Consider the following 18,700-nt stretch of genomic DNA (forward strand, 5'->3'; position numbering starts at 1 on the left):
TGGTCCGCACCACTGGGCATGTCCCTCGTTGCCCCGTGCCGGCCCGGGACATGCCCTCCGTTGGCCCTGGCCGCTGGACATAGTGGCATTATGTCCAGTCCTCGCTGCCGGAGCTGGGCATGTCCCGCGGACAAGAAGGCGGAGGAAGCCGAGGGCATAACGACAGAAGGCCGGTCCCGTTCCCGGGGCCGGCCTTCGTGGTTGCTGCTGGGGATCCCTAGCGGGAACGCTGGCGCAGACGCTGCATGTCGAGAATGACGACGGCGCGGGCTTCCAGGCGCAGCCAGCCGCGCTGCACGAATTCAGCGAGGGCCTTGTTGACCGTTTCACGGGAGGCGCCGACCAGCTGGGCGAGCTCTTCCTGCGTCAATTCGTGGGCGACCAGGACGCCGTCGGTCGCCGGGCGGCCGAAGCGATCGGCCAGATCCAGCAGTGCCTTGGCCACACGGCCCGGCACGTCGGAGAAGACGAGGTCGGAGAGGGAATCGTTGGTGCGGCGCAGGCGGCGTGCCAAGGCCTGCAGCAGCTGGGCCGAAACCTCAGGGCGGGTGCGCAAGAGAGCGTTGAGGCTCTCGTTCTTCAGGCCGGCGAGTCGCGTCTCGGAAACCGCAGTTGCCGTGGCCGTTCGCGGGCTGGGGTCGAACAGCGCCATTTCGCCGAAAAGTTCGCCCGGGCCGAGGATGGCCAGCAGCGACTCCCGGCCGTCCGGCGACGTGCGGCCGAGCTTCACCTTGCCGGAGACGATGAAGTAGAGCTGGTCACCCTGATCGCCTTCCCGGAATACCGAGGCACCGCGGGAAAGGTCCACCTCGGTAAGTTCGTCCGTCAGCAGACGGAACGCCTCGTCGTCGAGCGTGGCGAAAAGGGGGGCGCGGCGCAATACCTCGATATCCATGAAATCTCCTGACTAGCTGTGTCGGCTGGGGCGCTTCAGCCATTCTTTCAGAATTTTGGAGCTTCTGTGACGTAGTTGGCACTGAAACGCCCGAAGGGGCCGAAAGCGCACGGCTCGGGAAGTCCGCGCAGATCCTGTGCAGGCTGGCGGCCGGTCGGCAAACGTTCAGCTTACACCGGTAGAATCGTCGCTGAACTGTCTGTGAGGAGCCCCGGTGTTTGGCTTGACAATTTTGGACCTGGCGTTGGTTGTGGCGCTCTTGTCCTACCTGATCCACGGTCTTCGCAATGGCTTCCTTGTGACGCTCGGAGGCATCGCGGGATTCGCTGCGGGCGCCGTCGCCGCCTTCGTCTCCGTTCCCATCGTCAGCGGCCTCGTTGAGGACAGCGGCTGGCGCCTGACGGCAATCGTTGCCACCGCCGTCCTGCTCATGATCGTGGGGAACGGCCTCGGCACCATGATCGGCCGGCAAATCCGCAGCGTGGTCCCGTTCAGCCCCCTGAGGGCAGTGGACCGCCTCGTGGGCGGGGGCGTGAACGTGGTGGTGTCCGCCCTCGTGATGTCGATGCTGGCGTTCAGCATCGGGGCCCTGGGCGTGCCGTTCGTGTCCGAGCAGCTCGCGGAGTCCAAAGTCATCAGGTTCATCGACGGCGCGACGCCGACGCCGGTCAAGGCATCGATGGCGCAGCTGCGCTCTGCGGTGATCGGCGACGGCATCCCCACACTGCTGGACGGCTTCGGCCAGAGCCAGCCCGTTGCCATTCCGGACACCAGCACAGACACGCCGGCGCTGAACAAGGCCGCCGCATCCGTACTTAAGATCGCCGGAACTGCCTACCAGTGCGGCCAAAACCAGACCGGAACCGGCTTTGTGGTCGCTCCCGGGCGGGTGGTGACCAACGCCCACGTGGTTGCCGGAGTCGAGGAACCGGTGGTGGAGACCCCCGGCGGCCGCGCCCTGCCGGGGAGCGTCGTCTACTTTGACCCCCAGCACGACCTCGCCGTTGTGGCGGTGGATGGCCTGCGCTCGGAACCCCTGGCGCTGGCCGCTGACCTGCCGTCCGGCAGCGCCGCGGCCTTCGCCGGCTATCCGCACGGCGGGCCCTTCCAGTCCAAACCGGCCACGGTGCAGGACATCGCCACCGTGCTGGTCCCCGACATCTACGGCAATAACGCGTCACCCGAGGACGTGTACCGGCTTGCCGGTGACGTACAGCCTGGCAACTCCGGCGGCCCGCTCCTGACCATGAACGGGCAGGTGGCGGGGGTGGTCTTCGCTAAGGCCACCACCGAGTCCTCACTCGGATTTGCGATCACCATGGCTGACCTCGGCCCGGTGGCAGCCCGGGCGCCGGGTTTGGGCAGTGCCGTCTCGTCCGGACAGTGCATCAAGAAATAGCCGGACTGCCACGCTGAGCCTAGAGCCACGGCTCAGAGCCACTCCAGGCTCTGCCCGTGCCGGTACCACTGCGCCGTTGCCGAATCGGTGGCCGAGTCCCCGGACGCCGCCGCGGGCTCCGTGGGGGACATGCTCAGTCCTTGTCCGCGTGCAGTCCGGCGAGGTATTCCACCGCGAAGCGGTAGCCCAGGATCCCGGCGCCGGCGATCACGGCCTTGCTGATGTCCGAAAGGTAGGAATGGTGCCGGAAGGCCTCGCGGGCGTGAACATTGGTGATGTGCACCTCGACCGTCGGCAGGGCAACAGCGGAAATGGCGTCCCGGATGGCCACGGACGTGTGCGTGTAGGCGCCGGCGTTGATCACGATTCCCACCGCCTTCCCGCGTGCGGCGTGGATGGCGTCCACCAGGGCACCCTCGTGGTTGGACTGGAAGCACTCGACATCCAGGCTGTGTGCCGCGCCGGCATCTTTGGCGAGCTGTTCGACATCGGCCAGCGTCGCCGTCCCGTATTTCTCCGGCTCGCGCGTGCCGAGCAGGTTCAAATTGGGTCCGTTGAGTACCAGAATGGTGCCGCGGCCTGCGCCGCTGGCGGGGGTGGCTTCAGTCATGTCTGCAAATCTATCGCGCCGCGGCCCGCATGCGCTGTTCGTTACCGGCGCACCGTTCGCTACGGGGCAGGTTGCCGGTTGCCCGCTGCGGCGTGGACCCACAGGACCGACGACGACGGCGGCGCGGCCCAGTGGGCAACGCCGCCGCCGGCCCAACGCCGTCGGCAAAACCCCGTGTCGAAACGCGCGCCGGCTATTTCTTCAGCGATTTCGCAATCTGGGCCATGACCGTGTTGTCCGCCAGAGTGGTCGCGTCGCCGACCTCTCGGCCTTCCGCGACGTCCTTGAGCAGGCGGCGCATGATCTTGCCGGACCGGGTCTTAGGCAGTTCGGGGACCACGAGGATGGTTTTCGGCTTGGCGATCGGACCGATTTCCTTGCCCACGTGGTTGCGGAGTTCCTGGACGGTGTCGTCGCCGGAGTCCACGGCATCCCCGCGCAGGATCACGAAGGCGACGACGGCCTGGCCGGTGGTCTCGTCCGCGGCTCCGACGACGGCGGCTTCCGCCACCGCGGGGTGGGATACCAGGGCGGACTCGATTTCGGCGGTGGAGAGCCGGTGGCCGGAAATGTTCATCACGTCATCCACCCGGCCCAGCAGCCAGAGGTCGCCGTCCTCGTCCTTCTTGGCGCCGTCGCCGGCGAAGTACATGGTCTCGAAGCGGGACCAGTACGTTTCCTTGAACCGTTCCGGGTCGCCCCAGATCCCGCGCAGCATGGCCGGCCACGGTTCGCGGATCACCAAGAAGCCGCCGTGCCCGTTGGGCACAGATTCGCCGAGCTCGTCCACCACGTCCACGGCGATGCCGGGCAGCGGGACCTGGGCCGAGCCGGGCTTGGTCGCCGTGACACCCGGCAGCGGGGCGATCATTTGCGCCCCGGTCTCGGTCTGCCACCAGGTGTCCACGATCGGTGCGGGGTTCTCCTTGCGTTCGCCGTTCTTACCGGCATTGGCGCCGATGACCTCGCGGTACCACATCCAGGCTTCCGGGTTGATGGGTTCGCCGACGGAACCGAGGACGCGGATCGAGGAGAGGTCGGACTTGGCCGGGATGTCCTTGCCCCACTTCATGAACGTGCGGATGGCTGTGGGGGCGGTGTAGAGGATGGAGACCTTGTACTTCTCCACGATCTCCCACCAGCGGCCCTGGTGCGGGGAGTCCGGCGTGCCTTCGTACATGACCTGGGTGGCGCCGTTGATGAGCGGGGCGTAGGCGACGTAGGAATGCCCGGTGACCCAACCGATGTCGGCGGTGCACCAGTAGACGTCGGTCTCCGGGTGGAGGTCGAAGACCGCCTTGTGCGTGTAGGCGGTCTGGGTGAGGTAGCCGCCGGTGGTGTGCAGGATGCCCTTGGGCTTTCCCGTGGTGCCGGAGGTGTAGAGGATGAAGAGCGGGTGCTCGGCGTCGTGCCCGACGGCGGTGTGCTCGGTGGACGCGGCGCCGACGGTGTCCGCCCACCAGTGGTCCCGGCCCTCGTGCCAGTCCACGTCCTGGCCGTTGCGCTTGACCACCACGACGTTCTGCACGGTGTGGCCGTCTCCATCTCCCTCGCGGGCCAGGGCGTCGTCGACCGCGGCCTTCAGGGCGCTGGGCTTGCCGCGGCGGTAAGTGCCGTCGGCCGTGACCACCAGCTTGGCTTCGGCGTCGTCGATCCGGGAACGCAGGGCATCGGCGGAGAAGCCGCCGAAGACCACGGAGTGGATGGCACCGATCCTGGCGCAGGCCAGCATGGTGATGACGGCCTCAGGAATCATGGGCAGGTAGACCGCGACGCGGTCGCCCTTGGCCACGCCGAGGGACTCGAAGGCGTTCGCGGCCTTCTTCACTTCCTCGGTGAGCTGTGCGTAGGTGTACGTGCGGGTGTCGCCGGGCTCGCCCTCGAAGTAGATCGCCACCCGGTCCCCGTGGCCGGCCTCGACGTGGCGGTCCAGGGCGTTGTAGGCGGCGTTGACCTCCCCGCCGACGAACCACTTCGCGAACGGCGGGTTGGACCAGTCCAGCGTCTGGGTGAAGTCCTTGCTCCAGCTCAGCAGATCGCGGGCCGTCTTCGCCCAGAACGCGGGGCGGTCGGCGTCGGCCTCGGCGTACTCGCCGGCGGTGACCACCGCATTGGCCGCGAACTCGGCCGAGGGCGCGAAACGGCGGTTCTCCTGGGACAGGTTTTCGAAGGCGTCGCCGTGGGGCGCCTGCGTGGCCATGGAGCCGGGTGTCTGCTGGGACATGGTGCACCTCATCATTCATCGATCCGGGCTGGGCGGCCGTGCGCGTCGCCTCCACGCCGGGCCGCATGCGCGACGTCGGGCGGCGGCAGACCGCGGCAGTGCCGCCGGAGCTGTCTGGAATAAACACTAATACGTGGGTCCGACCAAACGTGCGCCTCGTCACAATTAGCGCCGCGAGCGGTCTTTGTTAAGCGCCGAGTGGTGCCTTGGCGGTGCCGGACGGCGGCCCGGCGCGAGCGTCCGGGGGTTCGGAAAGCCGGAGAATTCTGCTGTGTCCGCCCTCGGCTTGTCAGCTAGTGATCGGTCATCCACTTGGCTAGGCTGAGATGAAGTTGTGACATCCGATGGAGGCGACAGGAACCGCTTGCGGTACTGTCCTTGCCTGCCGTTAGACGGCGCTGTCCAGAGTGCCGCCATGCTAAGGAGATACGGAATGAACGAGCAAGACAACGGGCAGCTCCGGGCGCCCGCCCAGGGCCAAGGCGCAACGGCGCAGCCGGGGCCTGCCGGGTTCGGGGATGCGCCACGCTTCACGGTGGACAAGAAGACCGCGAAGAAAAACGAAGCCGTCCTCGGTCCCTTCACCATCCGTGACCTCACCGTCTTCGGCTCCACGCTGCTTCTTTTCATCGCCTCGCTGATTCCGATGTTTGCCTTCGCGTACAACCTGTGGAACCTGGGCAGCCTGTTCTTCCTGGGCCTGGGAATCGTGCTTCCGCTTATTGTCACCGCGTTGTTCGTGGCCCGCCGCCTCAGCCCGGCGACCAAGATCCGGATCGGGTCCCTGTCGATCGACCAGTTCGCGTCCGTCGTGGCGTCGTTCACACTGGCCTTCTTCTTCCTCGCAGTCGCCGGGGCGTTCGTGCCGAGCATGCTTATAGCGCTCCTTGGCGCCTTGGGGCTCTTCGCGGCCACCGTCCTGGCCCGCTGGATCCCGTTCTTTGCCGGCGACTTCCTGGGCCGGGAGGAAACGCCTGCCCACATCGTGGCCCGTGAAGCTGTTGCCCCGGTGCAAAAGCCCCGGGCGCCCAAGACGCCGAAGCAGGCCAAAACGGCCAAGGACTCCGCAGGAACAGGTGCATCCAAGGTGGCAGCATCCGGTGCGGCAGCGGGCTGGGCCAAGCGCCCGGCCGCCGGCGGCCCGGTTTCCGGCGGCCAGGCGGCCGTGCCGGCGCCCACCTCACCGGCCGTGCCGTCAGCGGGGGCACCAACAGCTGGGGCGCCTTCGGCGGGTGCGACATCCGTTGCGGCGCCGGGCGCTGCGGCTCCCAGCGCACCGGAGACCCAGATCTCGGGCGTTGTAACAGCAGCCGGCGCGGCTGCCCCTGCGCCGTCGGCCTCATCGACGCCGTCGACGTCGGCGGAGCCGGCTGTTTCCGGCGCGGAAAAGACCCGGGCCGCCGCTGTTCCGGCGTCCGCCGTTGCCGCCGCTGGCGCCGCCACCGCTGCCGCCACCGCTGCCGCCCCTGCGCAGACCCAGGCCGCCGCTGAACAGACCCAGGCCGCCGGCGTTCCGGCAGCCCCCGGCGGCAGTGCCCCGACCACCGTCAACCCCCAGGTCCGCCCACAGGAGCAGGTCCGCCCGCAGGAGCCCATCGGCGCCACCGTGGATCCCGCCAGCCGGCCCGCCGAGGACGATGTCCACCCTGTGCACGAGGCGTTCTGGTTCGCCGTCGCACAGCCCCGCACCGCCGTCGACGAGCGCACCGGAGCCCAGGCGTTCGTCATTGAACCCGGCGGCTGGGTCCTTGCCCTCGAGGACCGCGGCAACGAATTCCTGGTCCAGCACACCGACGGCCGGTTGGGCGTTTTGCGGGACCTCAGCAACATCGAACGCGGTTAGCCCACCCCCGTGACCACGGAATCCGGCAACACGATATCCGGCACCCCGGACCCCGGGAGCGCGAAGCCCGGCGCGGCGCGGGCGTCCGGGGAGTCTGTCCTGGCGCTCAAGCGCCGCGCCCGCCGGATCAACCGGGCACTCGCGGAACAGTATCCCTATGCCCACGCGGAGCTGGACTTCCGCAGCCCGTTCGAGCTCGTGATAGCAACCGTGCTGTCCGCCCAGACCACGGACGTGCTGGTCAACCAGATCACGCCCCTGCTGTTCGCGCGCTACCCGGACGCGCGGCGGATGGCGGAGGCGGATCCGGCCGAGCTGGAGGCCATCATCAAGCCCACCGGCTTCTTTCGCGCGAAGGCCAGAAACCTCCTGGCGCTGTGCACCCGGCTTGTGGACGAGTACGACGGCGAGGTGCCGGGCCGGCTGGAGGACCTGGTGACGCTGCCCGGCGTCGGGCGGAAAACCGCGAACGTCGTGCTGGGCAATGCCTTCGGCATTCCGGGCATTACGGTGGACACCCACTTCGGCCGTCTGGCGCGGCGTTTCGGCTGGACGGAGTCGGATGATCCGGTGCGGATCGAGTCCGACGTCGCTGAGCTGTTCGAGCCGAAGGACTGGACCATGCTCTCGCACCGCGTCGTCTTTCACGGCCGCCGCGTCTGCCATTCCCGCAAGCCGGCGTGCGGCGCCTGCGCGGTGGCCAACTGGTGCCCCAGCTACGGGATGGGGGAAACCGAACCGGAGAAGGCTAAGAAACTGCTCAAGTACGAACTCGCCCCGGGGCAGGACGAACTGCTGGCCCGGTTGCTGGCCGAGACGCACCGCGCCGCCGAAATCCGGATGGAATCGCAGAGGAAGCAGCCGTGACCGCGCGCCAGGACCTCGTCGACCTCATTGCCGCGGTGGAGGCGGGCACGGCGCCGGCCCCGGATCCGCGCTGGCGGGAACTCGCCGTCGAACCCGGCGAGAGGGTCCGCAGGGCCGCCGTGCTCATGCTCTTTGGTGCGCTGGACAACGTTCCGGCGGTGTCCGAGAAGTTGCTGGCTCCAGCCGATCTGGACGTCCTGCTGCTGCAGCGGGCCCAAACCCTGGAGGACCATCCCGGACAAGTGGCGTTTCCGGGCGGCGGCATCGACCCGGGTGAATCTGTGGTCGACGCGGCCCTACGCGAGGCGGAAGAGGAGACCGGGCTGAACCCTGCGGGCGTGGACGTACTCGGAGTGATGCCTGAACTGGCGCTTCCCCGGGGTAATTTCCTGGTCACTCCGGTCCTGGCCTGGTGGGCCGCCCAGTCACCGGTCCGTGTGGTGGACTACGGTGAATCCGCGCAGGTGTTCCGTGTTCCGGTCCGGGACCTGCTGGACCCGGACAACCGGGTGATGGCAACGGTCAGCCGGGCCGGCCAGACGTTCCAGAGCCCCGCCTTCACCGTCAACGGCGTGGTGGTGTGGGGGTTTACCGGGATGATCCTGAACCAGCTCTTTGAACAACTGGGCTGGGCCGTTCCGTGGGACCGCGCGCGGCTCTACGGGATCGATGTGTGAAGCCCGCAGGACGTCGGCCTGCCGGCCGGTCCGCTAGCTGGTAGCCGCGGCGCTGCCCGCCAGTCCGCTAGCTGGTAGCCGCGGCGCTGCCCGCCAGGGGAGCGCGCGCCCGTCCTGTAGACCTGCTGGTGGGGACCCGCTTGTGCATTCCGGAACGATCCACAACCAGTCCCGTCGCGGCGTTCTCGCGCACGGCGTTGATGCCCGCCGCCGCGTTTTTGATGGAGCTGAAGAGCGGTGACACGGCCACTACCGTGCCATCCGCCGCCGTCAGCCTGAAGAAATAAGCCTTGTCGCCAGCCTGCGCGATCTCAAAAGTGCCAGCCAAACCGCTGCCTCCCCAATTCCTTGCCTCGTTGCAATCGCCGGCGGTTCGTATGGGATGTTCGCCGGCCTTTTCGAGGGTAGCCCGGTGACGGAACCCACACAACGCTACCGACGGGTACGTTACGAGCGGTGATTTCGGTCACTCATTTGGCGTTGTCGTACGAGTCCACGACGGCCACGCTGACCGGAAATTCCACCGGAATCCGGCCGAACAACAGCTCCTTGGCGGTAGCTGCGGAGTCCTCGATCGCCTTGATGCAGTCCCCGACGGCGCTTTCGGGGCAGTGCACCATGACTTCGTCGTGGAGGAAGAACACCAGCTCGCCAGCGGCTGCGCCGTCCGACCGCATGGCGCGCAGCCGGCGTCGCAGTTCCGCGAGCCAGCACGCCGCCCAGTCAGCGGCCGAGCCCTGGACCACGAAATTCCGGGTGAAGCGGCCGCGCGAGCGTGCGATCGAGTCCGCCCGGCGCTGTTCTTCCGCGGTGGTGGAGTGCTGGCTCTGCAGCCAGCGTTCCGACGGCGGCGGGCTGCTGCGGCCCAGCCGTGAGGTGACGGTCCTGCCGGCTTCGCCGTCGCGGGCAGCCTGCTCGACGAAGCCCACGGCGCGGGGGTAGGTGCGGGCCAGCTGGGGCATCAGCCGCCCGGACTCGCCCGTGGTCGCCCCGTAGATAGCTCCGAGGAGGGCCACCTTGGCTTTTGCCCGGTCGCCGCCGAAGCCTTGTGCGGCAATGCCGGCGTAGAGGTCCTTGTCCCGGGCGGCCTCGGCCATTTTGGAATCCTGCGCCAGCGCCACGAGCACACGCGGTTCCAGCTGCGAGGCGTCGGCAACGATCAGTTTGTGGCCGGGATCGGCGTGGACCGCGCCGCGGACCTGGCGTGGGATTTGCAGCGCCCCGCCGCCCCGGGACGCCCACCGGCCCGACACCACGCCGCCCACCACGTACTCGGGCTGGAACCTGCCGTCCTTCACCCAGGTATCAAGCCACGCCCAGCCATTGGCCGCGTGGAGACGGGCCAGCTTCTTGTAGTCCAGCAGCGGCAAGATCGCGGGGTGGCTGGATTCCTTCAGCTCCCATTGGCGGGTGGTTTTCACTTCGATGCCGTTGCGGTGCAGGGCGCGCATGAGCTCCTGCGGGGAGTCCGGGTTCAGCGCCGGCGACTTCAGCAGCAGCCTCAGCTCGGCCGTGAGCGATTCGAGTTTGTTCGGACGCTGGCCCGGAGCCGGGCGGGGTCCGAGGTGATCCGCGAGAATCTGCTCGTGCAGTTCCTCCCGCCACGGGACACCGGTGTGCTGCATTTCGGCGGCGATCATGGCCCCGGCGGATTCCGCCGCGAGCAGCAGCTGCAGCCGTTGGCGCCGGCCGGCGTCGGTGATGATCGCCGTGCCGGAGGCCGTTCCCGCCTGGCTAAGCGCCTCCTGCTGCGCGGCGTACTCGGCGCGAAGAGCCTCAAGGGATTGGCCGGGACGCTGACCGGGGGCCGGAGCATCGAACAGGGCCCCCTGTTCCGGCGGCGGGGCAGGGGGCTGCAGGCCCCGCAGTGGCTGGGGCAGCTCGTCGTCCTGCGTCAGCTTCTCAGCCGCCTGCGCATAGACGGTGTGGGCGGTGAACTCGGAGTGGGCCAGGATCGCGCCGCACAACGTGAGGTCGTAGCAGCGTTCGAGTTCCACCCCGGCCCCCAGCAGCGCGGGGTACCAGTCCTGTGTGCGGTGCCAGATCCAGCGCGGGTGCCGCTCCTCAAGCCCGCGCACAACTCCGGCGAGGTCGCCGGCGCTGACAACCCGGGGTTCCGGGTTGGACGGTTCAGGGAAGCCATCCGCCGTGAGTTGCTGCAGCGCCGCGCCGTCGGCGTGGGCAGCGAGCAACAGGTACATAGGGTCAATTCTGCCCTGCTCCGGGGTGTGGTCTGCGCGCATTCCCTGGCCGCGGTGCAGGAAAGCCGCGAGGCTTGTCCACATAGCCCACGACGGCGGTTACGCTGCGCTTCCCGCCCGGGCAAAGTGGCAGCATGAACAGGCACCAGCAACGTGGTCCGGGCTCGCCGCCTCCGCCGGAGCAGGGGCCCTGGATCCCTGGGGATTCCGCGGAAACCCTCCTCGTCACCGGGGTCGATGTGCTGCGCAGCGAAGTGGAACGCATCGTCGCTGCGGTCGGCGGCCAGTTGCGGGCGGTGCAGGACGTTGCCGAGGCCGCGCCGTTCTGGGACGCCGCGGCCGCCGTGCTGGTGGGCAGCGACATCCGCGACTTACCACCCCGACGGAGGGCCCCTGCCGTGCTGCTCGGCCTCAAAGGTGACGGGGACGGGCTGTGGCATCTGGCCGCCGCAGTCGGGGCCGAACGCGTCGCGGTGCTGCCGGACGCGGCCGCCTGGTTGGCGGAATACCTGAGCCGGTCCCGCGCGCCGGAAGCCGGCGGACTCGTTCTGGGTCTCACAGGCGGCTGCGGCGGTGCCGGGGCCACGACGGCCGCCATCTGGATCGCGCAGGCCGCCGCCGGAATCGGGATCCGCGTGCTCCTGGTCGACGGCGACCCCTGGGGCGGCGGCCTGGAACTGGCGTTGGCCGCCGAGGACGCCCCCGGGCTCCGCTGGCCGGATCTGGCCGGGGTGAGCGGCAGCATCGACCCGGCCCAGCTGGACGATGCGCTGCCGGTCGCCGGCGGATTCGCCTTCCTGTCGTGGCCGGGAACCCGGGACCGGGCCGCCGGTGTGGACGTCACCACCGTGGCCGCGGTTCTCGATGCCGCCCGCCGCGGCTGCGAGTTGGTCGTGCTGGATATTGGCCGGGAACGGGAGGCTTTGCGGGCCTTCGCCGGCGAATGCGACCGGATCATCGTCGTTGCGCCCGCCCGGCTGCGGGCCGCCGTCGCCACGGCCTGGCTGCTGCAGGAGCTACCACCCGTGGACACCGCGCTCGTGGTCCGGGCAGGTTCCGGCGCCGCCTTGGATGCGCCGCTGATTGCCGACTCCGTGGGGCTTGCCCTTCAAGGCATCATGCCGGACATCAAGGGTCTGGCCGGAGCAACGGAACACGGCCGCCTTCTGGAAGCAGGCCGGCAGCGCGCCATCCGCCGGTTCGCCGCCGGAGTCCTTGACCTGAACGGCGGAGATGACTCATGAGTGCCCATGCGGGCGTGGAACCCGCCGAACCCGAACACCCCACCGGGCGGGCACCGGGCCGCCGGCGCTCGCCGGGATTTCTCGACCAGACGCTGCTGGATTCCGTGCGCGAGTCCGTCATGGCAGATTCCTCCCCGGTGACCCCGTCGCGGGTGGCGGCCGCGGTCCAGGCGAGCGGACGGCTGCTCGGCACGGCCGGCGCCCTGGCTGCGGTGGAGAGCATCAGCGCGGAACTGAATGGCTTGGGCCCCCTGCAGCCGCTCACCCGGGACCCCGCCGTGACGGACATCTTTGTCAACGGGCCGGACTCGGTCTGGTTGGACCGCGGCGGCGGTCTGGAAAAGGCGCCGGTCGTCTTTTCCGGGGAGCCGCAGATCCGGGCCCTCGCCGCGAGGCTGGTGGCAGCCGGCGGCCGCCGCCTGGATGACGGTTCGCCATGCGTCGATGTCAGGCTCGACGGCGGCTACCGGGTGCACGCGGTGCTGCCGCCCATTTCCACGGCCGGAACCCTCCTGAGCGTGCGCATCCGCCGGGCCACGGTCTTCTCCATGCCCGAGCTGAGGCGCGACGGTATGTTCGGGACCGGGACTTTCGGGAGCCTGGTCCAGTCCGTGCTCGAACGCATGGTGGCGGCCAGGCTGAGCTTCCTCATCAGCGGCGCCACCGGCTCGGGGAAAACCACGTTGCTGGCAACCCTGCTCGGACTGTGCCATCGCGGGGAGCGACTCGTCCTGATTGAGGACGCCGCGGAACTGAATCCGGTCCACCCGCACGTCGTCTCGCTGGAATCCCGGCACGGAAACCTGGAAGGCGGCGGTGCCGTGGACCTCGGCGAACTTGTCCGCCAGGCCCTGCGGATGCGGCCGGACCGGCTGGTGGTGGGCGAATGCCGCGGCGCGGAGGTCCGCGAGCTGCTCTCGGCCATGAACACCGGACATACGGGAGGCGGCGGGACCATCCACGCGAATGAGGCCGCGGCTGTGCCTGCCCGGCTGGCGGCCCTTGGCGCGCTCGCCGGCATGGGCCAGGACGCCGTGCGGCTGCAGGTCGCCAGCGCGATCGATGCAGTCGTGCATGTCGAACGGACCGAAGCCGGGCGCCAGGTCGCGAGCATTGGAATCATGGAGGCAGACGACGTGGGCCTGACTGTCACCGTCGCACTGGGCGTCCAACAAGGCCAGCTCCGCTTGGGTCCGGCCTGGCCGCAGCTGGCGCACCGTCTCGGCCTGGATCCCGGGTCGGCCGGGGCGGGCCCCTCCGAGCCACAGGAGGCGCGGCCGGCAGGGCGTCCGCCGGGTTCCGTACACGAACCCCCGAGGGCTTGGACGCTGCGGTGACCGCCCTCCTGATCATCGCTTTGGTCCTGGCCGTGTGGCTGGCATTTCCGACCGCGCGTGCGGCCGGTCAGCGTACCCGCAGGGCACTGCACCGCGCCGGCACGGGAAGTTCCGCCGCCTATGGGCAGCCGCGATCCCGCCGGCGGGGAGCCGTCCGGGGATTCGGTAGTGTGCGCGGCGGGGGATCCGCAGGTGCTGGGCCCGTCCCAATGACGGTCGTGGTCCAACAGTTGGCCGCGCTGCTGAAGGGAGGGCGCATCCCCGCCCGGCTGTGGGACGAACTCTGGGTCCTGTACGGCGGGGACGCTGCGCGGGAATGGTCCGCGGTCCAGATGGCGGGTCACGGTGCCGGCCGTGACCGGGCCCGCGAAGGCTCCGGAACGGTCCTCGGCCCGGAGTCCCTCAGGATCCTTGCCGCCGCGCGTGCAGCCGCCCTGCGCGGGTCCTCCGTGGCCGCTGCCATCCGGCGCGAGGTTTGCGGCGGAGCCGGCCGCGATGTGCGCGTGTGGGGCGAGCTCGCCGCATGCTTTGACACAGCCGAGGCCAGCGGTTGCCCGCTTGCCGATGTCCTGGCGCGCTTTGCCGCCCACCTTGAGACGGAGGACGACGCCGAGGCCGCCCGGCAGACCGCCTTGGCGGGGCCCCGCGCAACTGTCCGTCTACTGACCTGGCTCCCGCTGTCCGGCCTGGTTCTCGGCCTGCTGCTCGGCGTGGACCCGGTGGCGACACTGTTGGGAAAGCCCTGGGGCCTCGCGGCGTTGGCCGCAGGGGTGGCGCTGACCGCCGTCGGCCGGTTGTGGTCCGCACAGCTCGTCCGGGCCGCGGCGGAAGCCCCATCGTGACACCGCGGCCGCCGTGAGGCCGGAACTGGCCGGATTCGTGGTGGCAACGAGCCTGGCCGGTGCAGCCGTCGTGGTCCTCGCACGCCCGGGCCGTGTCCGCCGGCGGGTCCGGCGCCAATTTCCGGCCCCGGCCGACCCGGCCGACCCGGCTGACCCGGCCGCCCGGAGCCAGGCGCCCCGCGACACCGGGCGGCCCGGACGTCCCGGCTTCCCAGGTCTGCGGGATACCGCCATGATGCTGGAACTGATCGGCGCCATGCTGGATGCGGGAGCGGGCCTTGGCCGGTCCCTCGAACTCGTCGCCGCCCTGGTCCCGCCGGAACTCGGGCGGCAGCTGCGGCCGGTGGTGTCAGCACTCGCAATCGGCGCCGACTGGGGCACAGCATGGCGCAGTTCCGGTGCCCGGGCGCCCCAGCTCCTCGCCCTGCGCGACGCCCTTGGCTTCGCCGCGCTCACCGGCGCCCCCTCCTCAGCACTGCTCTATGCCCAGGCGGCCCGGCTTCGCCGCGAACGCAACAGGGCTGCCGAGCAGCGGGCGGCGGCGCTGGGCGTGAAGCTCGTTGTGCCGCTGGGCCTGTGCTCCCTGCCGGCCTTCGTGTGCCTCGGCGTCGTGCCCGTGCTCCTGGGGCTCCTCCCGGCCTGATGCCGGTCGCGGCGGAACTCACGGGGTCCCTCCACTCGGAGGCGGCCCACAGTTCTCCTCCACAGTCCGCCACCTATGGGCACGTTTTCCACTTGGCGGACCTCGGGGCTTACGGCGCAACAGCCAAGCCGGGAGAGTCGAACCAGCCGGCGATCCTGCCGGTGTCCCGTGGAAGGAAAGCAGATGTCAACAAATCAGGACACACCCGCTGCACGTCGCATGGACACAGGGGAGGGCGCCGTTGCCGAGGTGTACGAAATCTATCCCGGCGCCAGCTCGGTTGTCCCCGTCCAGCCGCACGGGCGCAGGAGGCCGCCATCCGCCCAGGCGGGAATGGCTACCGCTGAATATGCCATTGCAACGCTGGCCGCCGTAGGGTTCGCCGGGGTCCTCGTGTTCATCATGCGCAGCGATGAGGTCCGCGGTTTCCTGCTGAACCTCATTCGGACAGCGCTCACGTTGCCATGAAGGCAGTCTGGCGCGGCTGGTGCAATGGCAACCGGAGGGAGCCGCCGCCAACCGCGGAGTGCCGCGGGACGGTCACTGCAGAGTTCGCCGTGGCGTTGCCCTCGGTCGTACTCCTGCTCGCCCTGCTGCTCGCGGGCTCGGCGGCCGGAGTGACGCAACTGCGCGTCGAAGAAGCGGCCCGAGGTGGTGCCCGTGCACTGGCGAGGGGAGCCGAGGCCGCCGAAGTGGGACAGATTGTCCGCCGGCTCGCCGGTGACACGGCAGGGGCCGAGGTGACGGTCGACGGCGAATGGCACCGGGTCACCGTCTCCGGCCGCGTCCCCGGGGCCGTTGGTTCTCTCATTCCGTGGGTCCTGAGCGCCAGTGTGTGGGCGCGTGCTGAGGCCCCCGGTGCGGCACAACAGCCCCGGTTGGATGGTGCCTTCGGCTCCCTGGGGCAGGGCACCTGAAGTCGCCGACCGGTGCCGGGGCCCACGCGCCGCGGCCCCGAACTCCGTCGCCTGTCCGTTCCCCGCACAGCTGCCGGCCTGCAGAGCGGGGGTCGGGGACCGTCTTGGCCCTGGGACTCGGGCTGGTGGTCATCATGGCGCTGGCCTTGCTGCTGCTTCTGGCCCAATCGGCCGTCGCGGCGTCGAGGGCTGCGGCGGCCGCCGACCTCGCGGCGCTGGCTGCCGCGGATGCCGCACGGGGAATCACGACCGGCGAGCCGTGTGCCGTGGCCCGGGACGTTGCGCTGAAGAACAACGCCACGATGGTTGCCTGTGCTGAAGGTCCGGACGCCACAGTTCAGGTCCGCATCGAGCTCGGCGCCGGGCCGTTCCTCGGGGCGGCCACAGGGCTGGCCCGAGCGGGACCGCCCCCTGCGCCCGGGAGCGGGTCTCGCCGTGAATGATGCCCCCTTCCCCGGCGGGATGCCGGGAGCCGCGAATCTGCCCGCGGCTGGCGCCGCCGACGTGCCACAGCCGTGCGCCGCCGGAATGCCGTTGCGCGGTTCAGGCGCGGAGCGGTTGGGCGGGCTTATCTCCCGTTGTCACGGCGGCGGCCGCGGCCGCCGTTGTGCCGGAGTTGCCGCTCTGCATCAGTTCGCTGGCATCTTTGAGCAGCACGTCGATCAGTGTGACGGCAGCGTCCTTGTCGAGAGGGTTGTTCTTGTTGCCGCACTTGGGTGACTGGACGCAGGACGGGCAGCCGGACTCGCACTCGCAGGCCTTGATGGCGTCGCGCGTGGCGGTCAGCCACAACCTGGCCTTGTCGTAGCCGCGTTCGGCGAAGCCGGCCCCGCCGGGATGGCCGTCGTAGACAAAGATGGTGGGCACTCCAGTATCGGCGTGAATGGCCGTGGACACTCCGCCGATGTCCCAGCGGTCGCTGGAAGCCACGAGCGGCAGGAGGCCAATGGCAGCGTGCTCGGCAGCGTGCAGGGCTCCGGGGAACTGTGCCTCGATCAGCCCGGCGCCGGTCAGCGAGCGGTTGTCCACGACAAACCAGACCGCCTTGGTAAACAGGTCCCTGGCGCCCAGTTCCAGGGGTTCCTCGCCGAGGATCTCATTCGAAATCAGCGCCTTGCGCTGGAAGGAGACCACCTGCGTTGTCACTTTCACATCGCCGAAATGCACGGCCACATCGCCCCACTGGGTGGTGCGTTCCGTTTCGAGGACCTCGATCTGGGTCACGTCCCGGGCGGTGGTGTAATAGTCGGGGTTCGCCCGGCGCACCACCACACAGTGATCGTCTTCGTTCAGGTCCTCCACCACATAGCTGTCGCCCTGGTGGACATAGATGGCGCCGGTGTGGGCCTGGTAGTGGGTCTGGGGCGAATCCATGGTGCCGAGCAAGGAGCCGGTCTCGGCATCCACGATGCTCACCGGCCCCCCGCCATCGGCCCGGAGGTTCACCATGGCGGCGGCACTCTGCGGATGGGTCCAAAACCATCCGGCCGGCCGTTTGCGCAGGTAGCCCTGCAGAACCAGCCGGTCCAGCAGCTTCTCCGACGTGGCCCCGAAGAGCTCCAGTTCGGCGAATCCGAGGGGAAGTTCCGCAGCGGCGGCGCACAGATGCGGGCCCAGGACGTACGGGTTGGAGGGATCGAAGACCGTGGCCTCCACCGAGACGTCGAAAATCGCCTCGGGGTGGTTCACCAAGTACGTGTCCAGCGGGTCGTCGCTCGCCACGAAGGCCGCGATCGCGTCCTGGCCGGCGCGCCCCGCCCGGCCGATCTGTTGGAACAACGACGCTCGCGTGCCGGGCCAGCCTGCGACCAGCACGGCGTCGAGACCGGAAATATCGATGCCCAGTTCCAGCGCGGACGTGCTCGAGACACCCAGAAGTTCACCCGAGCGCAGCGACTTTTCCAGGGCCCGCCGCTCCTCCGGCAGATAGCCGGAGCGATAGGCGGCCACACGCTGCGGCAGGCTGGGGTCCACCTCGTCAAGGAGGCGCTTGGCGATGGAGGAAATCGTCTCTGCCCCGCGCCTGGACTTGATGAACGCAATGGTCCGGGTGCGGGAGGACACCAGGTTGGCCAGCAGGTCGGCGGTCTCGGCGACGGCGGTCCGGCGCTCCTTGGCACCGTTTTCGCCGCGGAGTTCGGTCAGGGCCGGCTCCCAAAACGCCACGGTGGTGGACCCGTGGGGCGAGCTGTCTTGGGAAACGGCACGCACTGGTGCGCCGATCAGCCTGCCGAAGGACTGCTCGGGGTCAGACGCCGTGGCGGACGCCGCAATGAATACAGGTCCGGGATGCGAGCCGCCGGGGCTGTAGTAGGCGCAGATCCGACGCAGCCGGCGCATGAGGTTTGCCACATGGGAGCCGAAGACTCCGCGGTAGCTGTGGGCCTCATCCACGATCACATAGCGGAGGCGCCGGAAAAACCTGGCCCACCACGCATGGTTCGGGAGGATGCCGAAGTGCAGCATGTCAGGGTTGGCGAGGATGAAGTTCGCATGGTCCCGGATCCAGCGCCGGGAAGCTGGATCGGTGTCGCCGTCATATGTTTCGGCCCGGACGGTGGGGAGCTTCATCGCCCGGATCGCGGCCAACTGGTCGGCGGCCAGTGCCTTGGTGGGGGACAGGTAGAGGGTCACGGCGCCGTCGTCGTGGATTTTTCCGGGATTGGACAGGACCCTGAGCTCGGAACGATGGATCGCGTCCAGGGCAGGCAGCTGGTACGCCAGGGACTTACCGGACGCCGTCCCGGTGGCAATGACCACGTGCTCTCCGGCGTGGGCCAGTTCGGCGGCCTGGACCTGGTGAAGGTAGGGCTCGTGGATGCCCAGGGAGCCGTACGCTTTCACGAGATCCGGGTGGGACCAGGCCGGCCACGGCGCATTGACGGCCTCGCGGGCCGGGATCGTTCGCACATGGCGCAGCTGTTCCGGGTCCGGGCCTCGGCCCAGCAACGGAATCAGGGACTCATGCGGGTTCACTCACATATTCTTTCATCCGGCCTCA

17 protein-coding genes are annotated in these 18,700 nt (G+C 69.3%); 11 read left to right on the top strand and 6 right to left on the bottom strand.

The window, feature by feature from the left end; genetic code table 11:
- Positions 1-217 precede the first annotated feature (217 nt).
- Positions 218-895, bottom strand: coding sequence for a Crp/Fnr family transcriptional regulator (locus BLQ10_RS03320; RefSeq protein WP_011693220.1), 678 nt, complete (start codon positions 893-895; stop codon positions 218-220).
- Between the two features lie 214 nt (positions 896-1,109).
- Here BLQ10_RS03320 and BLQ10_RS03325 point away from each other — a divergent pair, with 214 nt between their 5' ends.
- Positions 1,110-2,294, top strand: a complete 1,185-nt coding sequence (locus BLQ10_RS03325; protein WP_091558357.1) for a MarP family serine protease — start codon at positions 1,110-1,112, stop codon at positions 2,292-2,294.
- A gap of 133 nt (positions 2,295-2,427) precedes the next feature.
- Here BLQ10_RS03325 and aroQ read toward each other — a convergent pair whose 3' ends face one another.
- Complete coding sequence (gene aroQ / locus BLQ10_RS03330) at positions 2,428-2,904, bottom strand: type II 3-dehydroquinate dehydratase (RefSeq protein WP_091558359.1); 477 nt, start codon at positions 2,902-2,904, stop codon at positions 2,428-2,430.
- A 193-nt stretch (positions 2,905-3,097) separates the two neighbouring features.
- Positions 3,098-5,128, bottom strand: a complete 2,031-nt coding sequence (gene acs / locus BLQ10_RS03335) for an acetate--CoA ligase (RefSeq protein ID WP_091558362.1) — start codon at positions 5,126-5,128, stop codon at positions 3,098-3,100.
- 433 nt (positions 5,129-5,561) lie between these two features.
- On the opposite strand from acs, the gene BLQ10_RS03340 reads away from it, so the two are divergent.
- The 3 genes from BLQ10_RS03340 to BLQ10_RS03350 are packed head-to-tail and all read left to right on the top strand — an operon-like array spanning position 5,562 to position 8,515.
- Positions 5,562-6,971 (top strand): hypothetical protein, encoded by a 1,410-nt coding sequence (locus BLQ10_RS03340; protein ID WP_091558365.1) that lies wholly within the window; start codon positions 5,562-5,564, stop codon positions 6,969-6,971.
- Positions 6,972-7,004: 33 nt separating this feature from the next.
- Positions 7,005-7,838: an endonuclease III gene (nth, locus tag BLQ10_RS03345; RefSeq protein WP_091558838.1), complete on the top strand. Its 834-nt coding sequence runs from the start codon at positions 7,005-7,007 to the stop codon at positions 7,836-7,838.
- Positions 7,835-8,515: an NUDIX hydrolase gene (locus BLQ10_RS03350; RefSeq protein ID WP_091558367.1), complete on the top strand. Its 681-nt coding sequence runs from the start codon at positions 7,835-7,837 to the stop codon at positions 8,513-8,515. The genes nth and BLQ10_RS03350 overlap by 4 nt, the downstream gene beginning before the upstream one ends.
- Before the next feature lie 67 nt (positions 8,516-8,582).
- On the opposite strand, the gene BLQ10_RS03355 is transcribed toward BLQ10_RS03350, so the two are convergent.
- A complete protein-coding gene (locus BLQ10_RS03355; protein ID WP_091558370.1) occupies positions 8,583-8,843 on the bottom strand; it encodes a YegP family protein in 261 nt (86 codons plus the stop codon).
- Between the two features lie 142 nt (positions 8,844-8,985).
- Positions 8,986-10,716, bottom strand: a complete 1,731-nt coding sequence (locus tag BLQ10_RS03360; RefSeq protein WP_091558373.1) for a bifunctional 3'-5' exonuclease/DNA polymerase — start codon at positions 10,714-10,716, stop codon at positions 8,986-8,988.
- Between the two features lie 134 nt (positions 10,717-10,850).
- Here BLQ10_RS03360 and ssd point away from each other — a divergent pair, with 134 nt between their 5' ends.
- From ssd to BLQ10_RS03395, 7 genes are all read left to right on the top strand, one after another.
- Positions 10,851-11,960, top strand: coding sequence for a septum site-determining protein Ssd (gene ssd / locus BLQ10_RS03365; protein WP_091558375.1), 1,110 nt, complete (start codon positions 10,851-10,853; stop codon positions 11,958-11,960).
- The gene (locus BLQ10_RS03370) at positions 11,957-13,297 is read left to right on the top strand and encodes a TadA family conjugal transfer-associated ATPase (RefSeq protein WP_175558456.1); all 1,341 of its coding nucleotides are present in this window, start codon (positions 11,957-11,959) and stop codon (positions 13,295-13,297) included. The genes ssd and BLQ10_RS03370 overlap by 4 nt, the downstream gene beginning before the upstream one ends.
- Positions 13,298-13,506: 209 nt before the next feature.
- Positions 13,507-14,139, top strand: coding sequence for a hypothetical protein (locus tag BLQ10_RS03375; protein ID WP_091558843.1), 633 nt, complete (start codon positions 13,507-13,509; stop codon positions 14,137-14,139).
- Positions 14,140-14,152: 13 nt separating this feature from the next.
- Positions 14,153-14,782 carry a type II secretion system F family protein gene (locus BLQ10_RS03380; RefSeq protein WP_254785383.1) on the top strand — a complete coding sequence of 210 codons (630 nt, stop codon included), beginning with the start codon at positions 14,153-14,155 and terminating at the stop codon, positions 14,780-14,782.
- Positions 14,783-14,965: 183 nt separating this feature from the next.
- Positions 14,966-15,250, top strand: coding sequence for a DUF4244 domain-containing protein (locus BLQ10_RS03385; protein ID WP_091558380.1), 285 nt, complete (start codon positions 14,966-14,968; stop codon positions 15,248-15,250).
- Positions 15,247-15,699, top strand: coding sequence for a TadE family type IV pilus minor pilin (locus tag BLQ10_RS03390; RefSeq protein ID WP_091558382.1), 453 nt, complete (start codon positions 15,247-15,249; stop codon positions 15,697-15,699). The genes BLQ10_RS03385 and BLQ10_RS03390 overlap by 4 nt, the downstream gene beginning before the upstream one ends.
- The gene (locus BLQ10_RS03395; RefSeq protein WP_091558385.1) at positions 15,696-16,142 is read left to right on the top strand and encodes an Rv3654c family TadE-like protein; all 447 of its coding nucleotides are present in this window, start codon (positions 15,696-15,698) and stop codon (positions 16,140-16,142) included. The genes BLQ10_RS03390 and BLQ10_RS03395 overlap by 4 nt, the downstream gene beginning before the upstream one ends.
- A gap of 100 nt (positions 16,143-16,242) precedes the next feature.
- On the opposite strand, the gene BLQ10_RS03400 is transcribed toward BLQ10_RS03395, so the two are convergent.
- Entirely contained in the window at positions 16,243-18,675 is a 2,433-nt protein-coding gene (locus BLQ10_RS03400) for a DEAD/DEAH box helicase (RefSeq protein WP_254785384.1), read from the bottom strand.
- Positions 18,676-18,700: the final 25 nt, after the last annotated feature.

The organism is Arthrobacter sp. ok362 (assembly GCF_900102785.1).
Taxonomy (GTDB): Bacteria; Actinomycetota; Actinomycetes; order Actinomycetales; family Micrococcaceae; genus Arthrobacter.